The 11,981-nt window shown below is 67.4% G+C and carries 12 protein-coding genes; 5 read left to right on the top strand and 7 right to left on the bottom strand.

What is annotated here, in order from left to right:
• Nucleotides 1-203: 203 nt before the first annotated feature.
• A complete protein-coding gene (locus ACESMN_RS03365) occupies nt 204-1,265 on the bottom strand; it encodes a zinc ABC transporter substrate-binding protein (protein ID WP_373052172.1) in 1,062 nt (353 codons plus the stop codon).
• Between the two features lie 85 nt (nt 1,266-1,350).
• On the opposite strand from ACESMN_RS03365, the gene ACESMN_RS03360 reads away from it, so the two are divergent.
• Together ACESMN_RS03360 and znuB are read left to right on the top strand one after the other, a co-directional pair.
• Nucleotides 1,351-2,166: an ATP-binding cassette domain-containing protein gene (locus ACESMN_RS03360; protein WP_373052171.1), complete on the top strand. Its 816-nt coding sequence runs from the start codon at nt 1,351-1,353 to the stop codon at nt 2,164-2,166.
• Nucleotides 2,156-2,974, top strand: a complete 819-nt coding sequence (gene znuB, locus ACESMN_RS03355; protein WP_373052170.1) for a zinc ABC transporter permease subunit ZnuB — start codon at nt 2,156-2,158, stop codon at nt 2,972-2,974. Before ACESMN_RS03360 ends, znuB begins: the two co-directional genes overlap by 11 nt.
• A gap of 15 nt (nt 2,975-2,989) precedes the next feature.
• Here znuB and ACESMN_RS03350 read toward each other — a convergent pair whose 3' ends face one another.
• The 4 genes from ACESMN_RS03350 to lgt all read right to left on the bottom strand — a co-directional run bounded on the left by ACESMN_RS03350 (nt 2,990) and on the right by lgt (nt 5,896).
• The gene (locus tag ACESMN_RS03350) at nt 2,990-3,439 is read right to left on the bottom strand and encodes a bacteriohemerythrin (protein ID WP_373052169.1); all 450 of its coding nucleotides are present in this window, start codon (nt 3,437-3,439) and stop codon (nt 2,990-2,992) included.
• Between the two features lie 329 nt (nt 3,440-3,768).
• Nucleotides 3,769-4,275 carry a dihydrofolate reductase gene (locus ACESMN_RS03345; protein ID WP_373052168.1) on the bottom strand — a complete coding sequence of 169 codons (507 nt, stop codon included), beginning with the start codon at nt 4,273-4,275 and terminating at the stop codon, nt 3,769-3,771.
• The gene (locus ACESMN_RS03340; RefSeq protein ID WP_373052167.1) at nt 4,272-5,102 is read right to left on the bottom strand and encodes a thymidylate synthase; all 831 of its coding nucleotides are present in this window, start codon (nt 5,100-5,102) and stop codon (nt 4,272-4,274) included. The genes ACESMN_RS03345 and ACESMN_RS03340 overlap by 4 nt, the downstream gene beginning before the upstream one ends.
• The gene (gene lgt / locus ACESMN_RS03335) at nt 5,099-5,896 is read right to left on the bottom strand and encodes a prolipoprotein diacylglyceryl transferase (RefSeq protein ID WP_373052166.1); all 798 of its coding nucleotides are present in this window, start codon (nt 5,894-5,896) and stop codon (nt 5,099-5,101) included. The genes ACESMN_RS03340 and lgt overlap by 4 nt, the downstream gene beginning before the upstream one ends.
• A gap of 107 nt (nt 5,897-6,003) precedes the next feature.
• On the opposite strand from lgt, the gene ACESMN_RS03330 reads away from it, so the two are divergent.
• The 3 genes from ACESMN_RS03330 to ACESMN_RS03320 all read left to right on the top strand — a co-directional run bounded on the left by ACESMN_RS03330 (nt 6,004) and on the right by ACESMN_RS03320 (nt 9,362).
• A complete protein-coding gene (locus ACESMN_RS03330) occupies nt 6,004-8,037 on the top strand; it encodes a thioredoxin domain-containing protein (RefSeq protein WP_373052165.1) in 2,034 nt (677 codons plus the stop codon).
• A complete protein-coding gene (locus ACESMN_RS03325; protein ID WP_373052164.1) occupies nt 8,037-8,474 on the top strand; it encodes a rhodanese-like domain-containing protein in 438 nt (145 codons plus the stop codon). Before ACESMN_RS03330 ends, ACESMN_RS03325 begins: the two co-directional genes overlap by 1 nt.
• A 105-nt stretch (nt 8,475-8,579) precedes the next feature.
• The gene (locus ACESMN_RS03320) at nt 8,580-9,362 is read left to right on the top strand and encodes a lysophospholipid acyltransferase family protein (protein ID WP_373052163.1); all 783 of its coding nucleotides are present in this window, start codon (nt 8,580-8,582) and stop codon (nt 9,360-9,362) included.
• A 60-nt stretch (nt 9,363-9,422) separates the two neighbouring features.
• Here the strand turns inward: ACESMN_RS03320 and ACESMN_RS03315 are convergent, their stop codons facing one another.
• Nucleotides 9,423-11,054 (bottom strand): BCCT family transporter, encoded by a 1,632-nt coding sequence (locus ACESMN_RS03315; protein ID WP_373052162.1) that lies wholly within the window; start codon nt 11,052-11,054, stop codon nt 9,423-9,425.
• Between the two features lie 420 nt (nt 11,055-11,474).
• Nucleotides 11,475-11,945: a CopD family protein gene (locus ACESMN_RS03310; RefSeq protein ID WP_373052215.1), complete on the bottom strand. Its 471-nt coding sequence runs from the start codon at nt 11,943-11,945 to the stop codon at nt 11,475-11,477.
• Between the last annotated feature and the right edge of the window lie 36 nt (nt 11,946-11,981).

Here is an 11,981-nt window from a genome sequence, read left to right as displayed (position 1 = left end):
GTGGTCGTGGGAGCGGCTTCCAGCCGCCGTGGGAGCGGCTTCCAGCCGCGATCCGGCGAGTGGTCGTGGGAGCGGCTTCCAGCCGCGATCGGCCAGCCTGACGCTACCTGATCGCGGCCGGAGGCCGCTCCTACAAGGGCCGGGGCTGACGCTGCAGGAGACCGCCCTATGGCCGATCTTCCCCGGCGCCGGCGCGCCTGTGTTCAGCCCTCCCGTGGCGCGAGACAGGCGACGAGCTCATCGGCGAGCCCGCGCATCAGGTCGAACCAGGCATCCGGACCCGGCTCCAGGTCGGTCCCGAGTGGATCCAGCTCGCCCAGACGGGTCGCGTGACCCTCGACCAGCATCTGTGCGAGTGCCGGCCGGAACTGGGGCTCGGTAAAGAGGCAGACGACGTCGTCGGCGCTCATCCGGTTACGGAGTTCCACGATGCGTCCGGCACCCGGCTGCACCGCGGGATCGATGGTAATGGAACCGGCGGCATGCAGGTCGTAGGCCTGTTCGAAGTGCTGGTAGGCGTCATGGAACACGAGGAACGGGCGATCCTGGACCGGCTCCAGTTGGCGGGCGAGTTCCTCGTCCAGCGCGTCGATGCGCTCGAGCAGGGCGTCCCGATTGCGCGCATAGGCCTCGGCGTGCTCCGGGTCCCACTGCGCGAGCTCTTCGGTCAGGCCGGAGGCAATGCGGCGGGCGTTCTCGGGGGACAGCCAGACATGCGTATCCGGCTCGCTGTGCCCGTTCCCGTGGTCATGCCCGTTTCCATGCTCGTGTCCGTGGCTGTCGTCATGTCCGTGATCGTGACCGTCGTCGGGCCCGTTCCCGTGGGCGTGATCGTGGCCGTGATGGGGTTCATGGCCGTCGTCATGGCCGTGGTCGTGCCCGTGGCCATGCGTTTCCCAGACGCCTCCCTCCCGCCCCGGGAGTTCTTGCAGGTGCAGGTCCTCCAGCAGGCTGATCACCTGGCGGCCCTCTCGTGGCTCCGCCAGGGTACGGCGCAGGAAGGTCTCGAGTTCGGGGCCGACCCAGATCACCAGATCCGCGTCCTGCAGCAGGCGCGCCTCGGACGGACGCATTGCGTAGCCGTGGGGGGAGGCCGTGGTCGGCAGCAGGAGCTCGGTCTCGTGGATGCCGTCGACGAGGCCCGCCACGAGGCTGTGGACCGGTAGAATGGTCGCTACCACCGAACGGGGTTCAGCCTGCGTCGGTGTAGCCACCAGCGCGGCACCGAGCAGGAGCGAAGTGGCGAAGAACTTGATGTTCCGCATGAGCGTCGGGTCTCCTTGAACGGGGATGGGGACGGCCGGAGCCTTGGGTGCGACGATTGCAGCAGGGACGTTATACTATATCGAAATGACCGAAGCCAACCGTGAAAGACGCGCCAGGGGCCGGACGGCCGATCCGGTCCTGATCGAGGCCAGCGATCTGGGACTTGTGCGCAATGGCCGCACGATCCTTGACGGCGTGTCCCTGTCGATTCGCCGCGGTCAGGTCGTGGTGGTCATCGGGCCCAACGGAGCCGGCAAGACCAGCCTGCTGCGCGTGCTGCTCGGTCTCTGGGAGCCTTCCAGTGGGCAGCTTTACCGGGGGCGGCGTCTGCGGGTCGGGTACATGCCGCAGCGGATCCAGGTGGACCCGATCCTGCCGCTGTCGGTGCGGCGTTTCCTCACCCTGCGGCATCGCGCCCCGCTGCCGCGCCTGCGCGAAGGCCTGCGGCAGGTGGGGGTGCCGCATCTGCTGGACGCACCGATCCAGACCCTTTCCGGGGGGGAGATGCAGCGGGTGCTGCTCGCCCGCGCACTGCTAGGCGAACCGGACCTGCTGGTGCTGGACGAACCGGCGCAGGGTGTCGACGTGGCGGGGCAGGGCGAGGTCTTCAACCTGATCGACCGGTTGCGCAGGGATACGGGCTGCGGCGTGCTGATGGTGTCGCACGAACTGCACCTGGTGATGGCCGCAGCCGACGTGGTGATGTGCATCAATCAGCACGTCTGCTGTACGGGCCGGCCGGAGGAGGTCAGCCGGCACCCCGAGTACCAGCAGCTGTTCCCCGATGCCGGGCTGCACGGGATCGGCGTGTACACCCATCACCACAACCATGTCCACGACCTGACCGGCGAGGTGAAACCGGTCGGAGAGGCCACGGAGAACAGCGACGATGCTCGATGATTTCGTGATCCGGGCGGTCCTCGCCGGCCTGATGGTGGCGGTGGTCGCGGGGCCGCTGGGGGCCTTTGTGGTCTGGCGGCGGATGGCCTATTTCGGGGACACGGTGTCGCACTCGGCCCTGCTCGGTGTAGCCCTCGGATTCCTGCTCGGACTGAACCTCAACCTGCTGGTTACCGTGGTCTGCGTGACGGTGGCAGTACTCCTGGTCTTCCTGCAGCGCCGCCAGGAACTGGCCTCCGACACGCTGCTGGGCATCCTCGCGCACAGCGCGCTGTCGCTCGGGATGGTAGCGGTGGCCTTCGTCGAGGGGCTGCGGGTCGACCTGATGGCCTATCTCTTCGGGGACATTCTCGCGGTGACCCGCGGCGATCTTGCAGCGATCGCGATCGGCGGGCTGCTCGCGCTGGTGTTGCTGACGATCCTCTGGCGCCCGCTGCTGGCCATCACCGTGCATGAGGAGATCGCACGCGTGGAGGGCGTGCCGGTCCTGCCGGTGCGGCTCGGGCTGATGCTGCTGATCGCCGTGGTGATCGCGAGCGCGATGCAGGTGGTGGGCGTGCTGCTGATCACCGCGCTGATGATCATTCCGGCGGCCACCGCACGCCGCTTCGCGCGTACGCCCGAGGAGATGGGTCTGCTGGCCGCCGGCTTCGGGGTGCTGGCCGTGCTGCTGGGTATCTGGGGGTCATTCAGTCACGACACGCCGACCGGACCCAGCATCGTGGTGGCCGCGATGCTGGTGTTCGTGGTGTTGCAATTCCTGCCGTTCTCCCGAAGCCACCACCCACAGGCGCCGCCGCCCGAGTGAGCCCGGGCCAGCGCGTCACTTGTCCCCGACCAGTTCCCGGAACGGGTCCCCGGGCGGTGCGGCGTCGCGCAGCCACTCGCGCACGGTCGGGCCGAAGTCGAGATCGTCGTGGCGGATATGGTCAACCACCCAGGGACCCAGCGCATCCACGATCTCCTCGGCCTCCGGGGCAGAGGCGGTCTGCAGCCGCGTGCGGTAATCGCGCAGCCGATCGAGGATGCTGCCGTGCGTCTCGCTGTGGTCCTCGAGCCCCGCGAACTGGATCATCTCCAGCACCTTTTCCTCGAACTCGAAGTGATCCCGCAGGCACGCGATCAGCGCATCCATTGCCGCCACGAGTTCACTGGTGTCGTCCGCTGTCGCGGCCTCGTGCAGGCGGTTTACATGTTCGAGCATCACCCGGTGCTGGGCATCGAGTTCCGGGATTCCGGTGTCCAGATCGTCGGACCAGGCCAGGTAAGGCATAGGCACCTCCTTCGGGCGACCGCGCGGACCGACGGGGCCGGTCTCGTTACAGGCGCAGATTAGAATATAGCGCGATGCGCCGTCATCCGGGCGGGATGTGCCGGGAGGGTCGCCCGGGGGGCTGGCCTCCTGCAGCATCAGCCCCGGCCCCTGTAGGAGCGGCTTCCAGCCGCGATGGCTCCAGGCCCCACGGCAACGCCGCATCGCGGCTGGAAGCCGCTCCTACCAGGGCCGTTTGCATCGCGGCTGGAAGCCGCTCCTACGAGGGCCGTTTGTGGGAGGTCAGGTCTCTCGGCGAGGTCTTCCCGGTATCTGAGTAGACCTGCGGATCAGGTCCTGCGTTCCAGGCGCTGCAGGGTGAAGCCGGAGGCGTGTCGCGAGTCGGCCTCGTGCACCTCTTCCCAGACCAGCTCCCAGCCGTCCCCGATGGGCGGGAAATGGACGTCTCCGGGGAAACGTTCGTGCACCCGCGTGAGGTGCAGTACCGCGGCCCGTGGCAGGGTTTCGCGGAACAGTTCGGCGCCCCCGATGATGAAGACCGGTCCGTTGCCGGCGGTTGCCAGCGCAGTGTCCAGGTCCGGCTGAACCTCGATGCCGGAGGCCTCCCAGCCAGTTCGGCGGGACAGCACGATGTTGCGGCGATTCGGCAGTGGGCGGCCGATCGATTCGTGGGTTCTGCGGCCCATCACCACGGTATGCCCGGTGGTGATGCGCTTGAAGTGCCGGAGGTCATCCGGAAGGTGCCACGGCAGCTGATTGTTCCGGCCGATCACCCCGTCCGGATCCATGGCCACGACGATCTCCAGCCGCGGATCGACGGTCCGGTTGGCGCTCATACCGCGATCGGGGCGCGGATCGCCGGGTGACACTGGTAGTTCTCGAGCCGGATGTCCTCGTACCGGAACGCGAACAGGTCGCGCACCTCCGGGTTCAGGTGCAGCGTCGGCAGCGGGAGCGGCTCGCGGGACAGCAGTTCGCGCACCTGCTCGAAGTGATTGAGATACAGGTGGGCGTCGCCCAGCGTGTGAATGAACTCGCCGGGCTCGAGATCGGTGACCTGCGCCAGCATCATCGTCAGCAGCGCGTAGGAGGCGATGTTGAACGGCACGCCCAGGAAGACGTCGGCGCTGCGCTGGTACAACTGGCAGGAGAGGCGGCCGTCAGCCACGTAGAACTGGAACAGCGTGTGGCAGGGAGCAAGGGCCATCTGACCGATGCGGACGTTTTCCTGCGGTGTCCGGTTCTCGTCCGGCAGATCGGCGACGTTCCAGGCCGAGACCAGATGCCGTCGCGAATAGGGGCGCCGGCGCAGCTGCTCGATCAGTTCCGCCAGCTGGTCCACCACCCCGTCGCGTGTCGGCCAGCGGCGCCACTGGGCCCCGTAGATCGGGCCGAGGTGACCCTCCTCGGTGGCCCATTCATCCCAGATCGTCACGCCGTGGCGATGCAGGTAGTCGAGCTGGGTGTCGCCCTGGATGAACCACAGGAGTTCATGGATCACGGATTTCAGGTGCGTCTTCTTCGTGGTGACCAGCGGAAAGCCCGCCGCGAGGTCGAAGCGCATCTGGTGGCCGAAGACGGAACGGGTGCCGGTACCCGTGCGGTCGGGGCGGTCGCGGCCGCTGTCGTGAATGTGGCGCACGAGGTCCAGGTACTGTTTCATGCCGGTCTCCTCTGAACGGGATTCCGCCGCGACCAGGCGATCAGCGCCAGCCCGGCCACCACCAGCGGAACCGAGAGTGCCTGGCCCATCGTCAGCCAGCCGAAGGCGAGGTAGCCGATTTGCGGATCCGGCTCGCGCACGAATTCGACGAGAAACCGGAAGATGCCGTACAGCAGCAGGAACAGTCCCGAAACCATCCCGGTCGGGCGCGGCCGCCGCGAGAACAGCCACAATACCGTGAATAGCACCAGGCCCTCGAGAAAGGCCTGATAGAGCTGCGACGGATGCCGGGGCAGATAATCGGCCGCCGGAAACACCATTGCCCAGGGCAGGTCGGTCGGCTTGCCCCAGAGTTCGCCATTGATCCAGTTGCCGATGCGCCCGGCCCCCAATCCGATCGGGACCATCGGCGCGACGAAGTCCCCGATCCGCAGGAAGGGCTGACCCAGCCTGTGCGCGTACCACCACGCGGCCAGCAGCACGCCGATCAGGCCGCCGTGAAAGGACATGCCGCCTTCCCAGATCCGGAACAGGGTCAGCGGATCCTGCAGCAGGCCGTCGAGGTTGTAGAACAGCACGTAGCCGACCCGGGCGCCAACGATCACGCCCAGGACGCCCCAGAACAGCGCATCGCCGACCTGCTGCGGTGTCATCGGCGCATCCGGCCGGCGTGCCCTGATGACCCCGAGGATCCAGAAGCCCGCGAATCCCACCAGGTACATCAGTCCGTACCAGTGCAGGGTGAACGGACCGATCGAGAATGCGACCGGATCGATAAAGGGGTGGACGGGCATGGACGCTTGCAGTGGCTTGGCGGACTGCGCAGTCTACCAACTTGTCGATTCGGACGGGCGAAAACCGCGCCTGTCGGTCCAAACCCCATTCCACCAAGAGGATCCCGATGAATCGTCTGGCCCGGGCAAGCAGCCCCTACCTGCAGCAGCACGCGGAGAATCCGGTGGACTGGTACCCGTGGGGCGAAGAGGCGCTGCAGCGCGCGAAGGCCGAGAACCGGCCGATCCTGCTGTCGATCGGGTACTCCGCATGCCACTGGTGTCACGTGATGGCCCACGAGTCCTTCGAGGATCCGGAGATCGCCCGCGAGATGAACGCGCGCTACGTGAACATCAAGGTCGACCGCGAGGAGCGCCCCGATCTGGATCGCATCTACCAGAACGCGCACATGCTGCTCGCGCGTCGCCCGGGGGGCTGGCCGCTGACCGTGATACTGACGCCCGACCAGGTCCCGTTCTTCGCCGGCACCTACTTTCCGCGGGAGCCCCGGCACGGGTTGCCGGCCTTCATGGATGTGCTGAGGCGGGTCGCGGACTTCCTGGCCGAGCATCCCGACGAGATCGCCGCCCAGAATGCATCGCTGCAGGAGGCAATGGCGCGGATCTACGCACCCGCTGGGGGTGCCATCCCCGGTCCGGAGGCGATCGACCGCGCCGCGGCCGAGCTGGCAGGGACCTTCGACGACAAGCATGCCGGCTTCGGTCGCGCCCCCAAGTTTCCGCACCCGGCGACCCTGGAGTGGCTGGCGTGGCAGTCTGCGCGTCACCGCGACGCGCGTGCTGCGGAGATGCTGCAGCGGACACTCGCCGCGATGGCTGCGGGCGGAATCTTCGACCAGGTCGGGGGCGGGTTCTGCCGCTACTCGGTGGACGACTTCTGGATGATCCCGCATTTCGAGAAGATGCTCTACGACAACGGGCCGCTGCTGGGGCTGTATGCGCGTCAGGCGGGGCGCGGTGATGCGCGCTCGCGGCAGGTGGTGGAACAGACCGTGGGCTGGCTTGCGCGGGAGATGGCCGACCCCGGAGGGGCCTTCTACTCCAGCCTGGACGCCGATTCCGAGGGCGAGGAGGGGCGTTTCTATGTCTGGACGCCCGAGGAGGTGCAGGCGCTGCTTGCGCCGCAGGAGTGGGAATTCGCCAGCCGGGTGTGGGGCCTGGACGGACCGCCGAACTTCGAGGGGCGCTGGCACCTGTACGAACGCAGGTCGCCCGAGTCGGTGGCCGCGTCGCTGGGACTGGCGGCGGACCCCGGCGAGGCCCTGTTGCAGTCGGCGCGGGAGAGGCTGCTCCGGGCACGCGAACAGCGTGTGGCACCGCACCGCGACGAGAAGATCCTGACCTCCTGGAATGCCCTGATGATCTCCGGGCTGATCCAGGCCGGGGAGAGTCTCGACCGACCCGAGTGGGTGGACCGCGCGGAGGCGGCGATGCGCGCCGTGCGCGACCTCCTCTGGCGCGACGGGCGCCTGTACGCGAGCTTCCGTGCCGGCGCGGACACCCCGATGCCGCGCGCGTACCTGGACGACCACGCCTTGCTGCTCGCGGCGTCCCTGGATCTGTTGCGCGCGCGCTGGAGTCTGGAGTGGCTGGAATGGGCGCGCACCCTCGCCGGAATCCTGCTGCGCGACTTTCTCGACGCCGGGGAGGGCGGCTTCTACTTCACTGCAGCCGATCACGAGAACCTGATCCAGCGCCCGAAGGTCCATGCCGACGACGCAATGGCCTCCGGCAACGGCGTGGCCGCCCAGGCGCTGCTGCAGCTGGGCTACCTGCTGGTCGAGCCGCGCTTCATCGACGCGGCGGAGGGGGCCCTCGGCAACGGTGGACCGCTGGCATCCGAGGCGCCGCTGGCTCACATGAGCCTGCTGCAGGCTGCGGATATGCACCGCGACCCACCGCCGCTGGTGATCCTGCGCGGGCCGGAGGCCGTTGCACGGCGCTGGCAGCGGGCCGTGCTGGAACGCAACGGGCTGGCCTGGGTGTACCGGTTGCCGGCGGAGGCGACCGGACTGCCGCAGGCGCTGGCCGGCAAGTGCGGGCATCCGACCGCGGCCGACCGGGTCGTCGCCTACCTGTGTCGGGGAACGTCCTGCGCGCCGCCCGAGTACTCGCTCGAGCAGCTGCTGGAGGCGCTCTGATGGCGGCGCAGGATGCCGGTACCCCGGTCGCGAAGACCCTTGCCGAGATGGTGTCCGAGGCGCGGACCCGGGTCCGCGAGGTTGCGCCCGATGACCTGGCCGAGGCCATGGAGCGGGGCGAGCCCTGGCTGATCGTGGACGTGCGCGAGCCCTACGAGTACGAGCAACTGCATGTGCCCGAATCGGTACTGGTTCCGCGCGGCCTGCTCGAGGGGGCGGCGGATCCGCACAGCCGGCATCGCATCGACGCACTGTGCAATGCGCGGGAACGCCCGCTGGCCCTTCTGTGTTCAACCGGCGCGCGCTCCGCGTTCGCGGCGGTGGTGCTGGGACAGATGGGCTTCCGGAACGTGGTGAACATCGCCGGGGGCATCAGGTTGTGGGAGAGCGAAGACCTGCCGACCGAGCAGGGACCGTGGACGGGGCCACTCCCTTGAAGCGACCGGGGTTCCGGAGGGCCGCCCTGCGGATGCAGGATCAGCGCGGCGCCGGTACCATCGGCCCCTGATCCTGGCGATTCAGGATCATCACGCGAGAATCCAATGCCGGGAACCCTGCGGGCCAGTTATCGACTGCTGCGTGTCTTTGTGCATCTCGGGTACGGGGTCTGGATAACTGCCCGTTACGGGTCCCCCCGTGTCTCCCGCGATGAACGCTGCCGGCGAAGGCGTGCATGGTATCGGCGTGCGCTGGCGCTGTGCGGCGTGGAGCTAAAGGTCACGGGCGAAATGATTCCCGGCAGTGCGCTGGTCGTCGGCAACCACGTGTCCTGGCTGGACATCCCGGTACTCGGGACCTGCTCGGATGTCCGTTTTCTGTCCAAGTCCGAGGTCGCGCGCTGGCCGTTGATCGGCTGGCTCGCCCGTCGCAATCGCACCCTGTTCATCCGGCGGGGTGCGCACGAGTCGGAGGCGCTGATCCGCGACATGGCCGCGGCCCTGCGCCAGGGCGACCAGGTCGCGGTCTTTCCCGAAGCGACCACCACCGACGGGAGTGACGTCCGGCGCTTCCATGCCCGCCTGTTCGCGGCCGCGGTCGACACGCTCTCCCCGGTGCAGCCGGTTGCCTTCGCCTACGGGCGCGATCCCGACGGCGGTCCGCCAACGGCCGCGTTCACCGATGGCATCGGGCTGTTCCGCCATGCATGGCGGCTCCTGTCGCGTGAGCGTACCTTCGTGCGGCTCCACATCCTGCATCCGGTACCGGTCGAACCCGGGACCACTCGTCGCGAGTTGGCATCGCGCTCCCATGCCGTGATCCGCGCCGAGGTCGTCTTGCCCCTGCGGCACGAGGTCGCCGGCACGGAAAAAAAAGGCCCGGACTGACCGGGCCGTTCGATCGGGATCGGGACACGACCCCGACCAGCGTCGGGGTCGTGCATCCGGTTACGACGATACCGCCGCGGCCGCCTTCGCGAGTTTCATCAGCCGCAGCTCGTGGAAGAGCCCCATCATCAGGCTCACGCACATGGCCAGCAGCACCAGCACGAACGGCAGGCCCGTGCTGACCGCGCCGGCCTGCATGGCGGTCAGTGCAGCCGCCCCCCCGACCGCGAGCAGTACGCCGGCCACGACGCCCTCGAAGGTCGCCCAGAACAGACGCTGGGACTGCGGGGCGTCGGTCTTGCCGCCCGAGGTGATGCTGTCGATCACCAGCGATCCGGAGTCGGACGAGGTGACGAAGAAGACCAGCACCAGCGCGATCGCGAGGAACGAGGTGATCGCGGTCAGAGGCAGGTGTTCCAGCATCTGGAACAGGGCCAGCGAGGAATCACTGATCCCGTCAGCCAGTGCGCCGACGCCGTCGCGGGCCTGATCCAGGCCGGCGCCGCCGAACGCGGTCATCCAGATCACGGTCACCAGGGTCGGGACCAGCAGCACCGCGGTGACGAACTGCCGCACCGTGCGCCCGCGCGACACGCGCGCGATGAACATGCCGACGAACGGTGACCAGGAGATCCACCATGCCCAGAAGAAGATCGTCCAGCCGTGGTAGAAGGTCTCGTCCTCTCGGCCCACCGGATTGCTCAACGGCAGCATGTATTGCACGTAGCCACTGATCGTGGTGCCCGCATTGGTCAGGAAGGCCACGAGGCCACCGGCAATCACCACGAACAGCAGCAGCAGTGCCGCAAAGGCCAGGTTGATGTTGCTCAGCACCTTGACCCCGCCGTCGATGCCGCGCATCACCGATAACAGGGCAACGATCGTCACCCCGATGATGATCGCCACCTGCGTGTTCAGCCCGCCGTCGATGCCGAAGAGGAACTCCAGTCCCGACGCGGCCTGCTGCGCTCCGAAACCGAGCGAGGTCGCGAGTCCGAACATCGTCGCCAGCACCGCCAGGGTATCGATTACGTGGCCGAACGGGCCCCAGACGCGGTCACCCAGGAGCGGGTAGAAGGCCGAACGGATGGTCAGCGGCAGCCCCTTGTTGTAGGTGAAGAAGGCGAGCGACAGGCCGACCACCGCGTAGATGGCCCACGGGTGCAGACCCCAGTGATACATGGTGGCGCCCAGTGCCGCCTGCCGCGATTCCTCAGTGCCCCCGGCGATGTCCAGCGGCGTACCGAACCACTCGGTGAAGTAGCCCACCGGCTCGGCGACACTCCAGAACATCAGGCCGATGCCCATGCCTGCGGCGAAGAGCATCGAGAACCAGGAGATCACGGAGAAATCGGGTTTCGCTTCCTCGCCGCCGATGCGGATCTTTCCGACCGGCAGCAGGATCAGCAGCAGGCAGAACAGCACGAAGATGTTTCCGGCGGACAGGAACAGCCAGTGGAAGGTCTCGCCGATCCACACGCGCGCGGAGGTCAGCGCGTCGCTCGCTGGGTCCGGAAACACCAGCGATCCGATCACGAAGGCGAGAATCAGCAGCGCGCTGACCACGAAGACCGGATTGTGCAGGTCGAGACCAAGGGGATTGATGTTCTGCTCCCCGATCTCGTGTTCCGTTTCGTAGACTTCCTCTAGTTTCTCTATTTCCTTCTCTATTTCTTTGATCTCATCACTCATATATTGCTCCCCTGTTGTCGGGACCGGTCCGCTGACCGTTGCTGATTCCCGGCGCGGTGGTCCGCGGAGGCAATACCCTGTCGAGGCCGGAGGGCACGACAAGAAGACCCCGGGCGATCAGCCCTTGGAAGCGGGCCACCCGGACCCCGACTGAATCACCGGAAGGCGTCACGTCGGGCTTGATCGTCTTCGAGTACTGCCGGACTGCGGTTTTTGCGGGTCTCGTTCTGTACGGGTGTCGATCATGGCGGCCGGCCCCGCAGGGCGCGCCGCTGCGGCCTTCGTGGCAGCCGCATGGGCCCGAGTGCGCGATGTTGCTGTCTCGGCGAATGCGATCGGTGCCCGACCGGGCCCCGATGCGCGGAAGTATTCGGTCAGGGGGTAAGGATGTCAAACAGTCCCTGCGGCCGACGGGTTCGGCTACCAGTACCGTCCGCCGGTGCCGAGCACGATCGTGACCAGGCCGATCACGAGGTTGATGCCGATGAACATGCGGATCTGTCCGAGACGGCGGCCCGCCTCCGGCCAGTCCTGGACCTCGATCGCCTGGCGCATGCGCCGGTAGGGAGCGAAGAAGATGTGCGCGTAGATCGCCATCATCACCAGTCCGGTCAGCAACATCCAGTGCACATGCACGCCGACGTTGCCCATGCCGCCGTAGAGACCGAAGATCAGCCAGAACCCCGTGGCCAGCAGCACCACAATGATGCCCCATACCCACGGAAAGAAACGGGCGAAGCTGTCACGCCAGAGGGTGGTCCGTTCCGGAACCGGGAGCAGGGCGGCGGCGGCCGGTCGCATGGCCATGTATGCGAAGAACATGCCTCCCACCCAGATTGCGGCGGACAGGGCGTGCAGGGCGACCATCAGACTGATCAGCGTTGTCGGCATCGTGGACTCCGGAAAGGGTGGATCAAGCGGCGCTAG

Origin of the sequence: Thioalkalivibrio sp. (assembly GCF_041690275.1) — a bacterium.
Lineage (GTDB): Bacteria > Pseudomonadota > Gammaproteobacteria > Ectothiorhodospirales > Ectothiorhodospiraceae > Thioalkalivibrio.
The sequence above is the reverse complement of the archived record's forward strand: the minus strand, read 5'-3'. Positions and strand labels throughout refer to the sequence as shown.

Coding starts and splice junctions, on each gene's coding strand:
- ACESMN_RS03365 (WP_373052172.1), bottom strand. CDS start 1,265: ATGCGGAACATCAAGTTCTTCGCCACTTCGCTCCTGCTCGGTGCCGCG.
- ACESMN_RS03360 (WP_373052171.1), top strand. CDS start 1,351: ATGACCGAAGCCAACCGTGAAAGACGCGCCAGGGGCCGGACGGCCGAT.
- znuB (WP_373052170.1), top strand. CDS start 2,156: ATGCTCGATGATTTCGTGATCCGGGCGGTCCTCGCCGGCCTGATGGTG.
- ACESMN_RS03350 (WP_373052169.1), bottom strand. CDS start 3,439: ATGCCTTACCTGGCCTGGTCCGACGATCTGGACACCGGAATCCCGGAA.
- ACESMN_RS03345 (WP_373052168.1), bottom strand. CDS start 4,275: ATGAGCGCCAACCGGACCGTCGATCCGCGGCTGGAGATCGTCGTGGCC.
- ACESMN_RS03340 (WP_373052167.1), bottom strand. CDS start 5,102: ATGAAACAGTACCTGGACCTCGTGCGCCACATTCACGACAGCGGCCGC.
- lgt (WP_373052166.1), bottom strand. CDS start 5,896: ATGCCCGTCCACCCCTTTATCGATCCGGTCGCATTCTCGATCGGTCCG.
- ACESMN_RS03330 (WP_373052165.1), top strand. CDS start 6,004: ATGAATCGTCTGGCCCGGGCAAGCAGCCCCTACCTGCAGCAGCACGCG.
- ACESMN_RS03325 (WP_373052164.1), top strand. CDS start 8,037: ATGGCGGCGCAGGATGCCGGTACCCCGGTCGCGAAGACCCTTGCCGAG.
- ACESMN_RS03320 (WP_373052163.1), top strand. CDS start 8,580: ATGCCGGGAACCCTGCGGGCCAGTTATCGACTGCTGCGTGTCTTTGTG.
- ACESMN_RS03315 (WP_373052162.1), bottom strand. CDS start 11,054: ATGAGTGATGAGATCAAAGAAATAGAGAAGGAAATAGAGAAACTAGAG.
- ACESMN_RS03310 (WP_373052215.1), bottom strand. CDS start 11,945: ATGCCGACAACGCTGATCAGTCTGATGGTCGCCCTGCACGCCCTGTCC.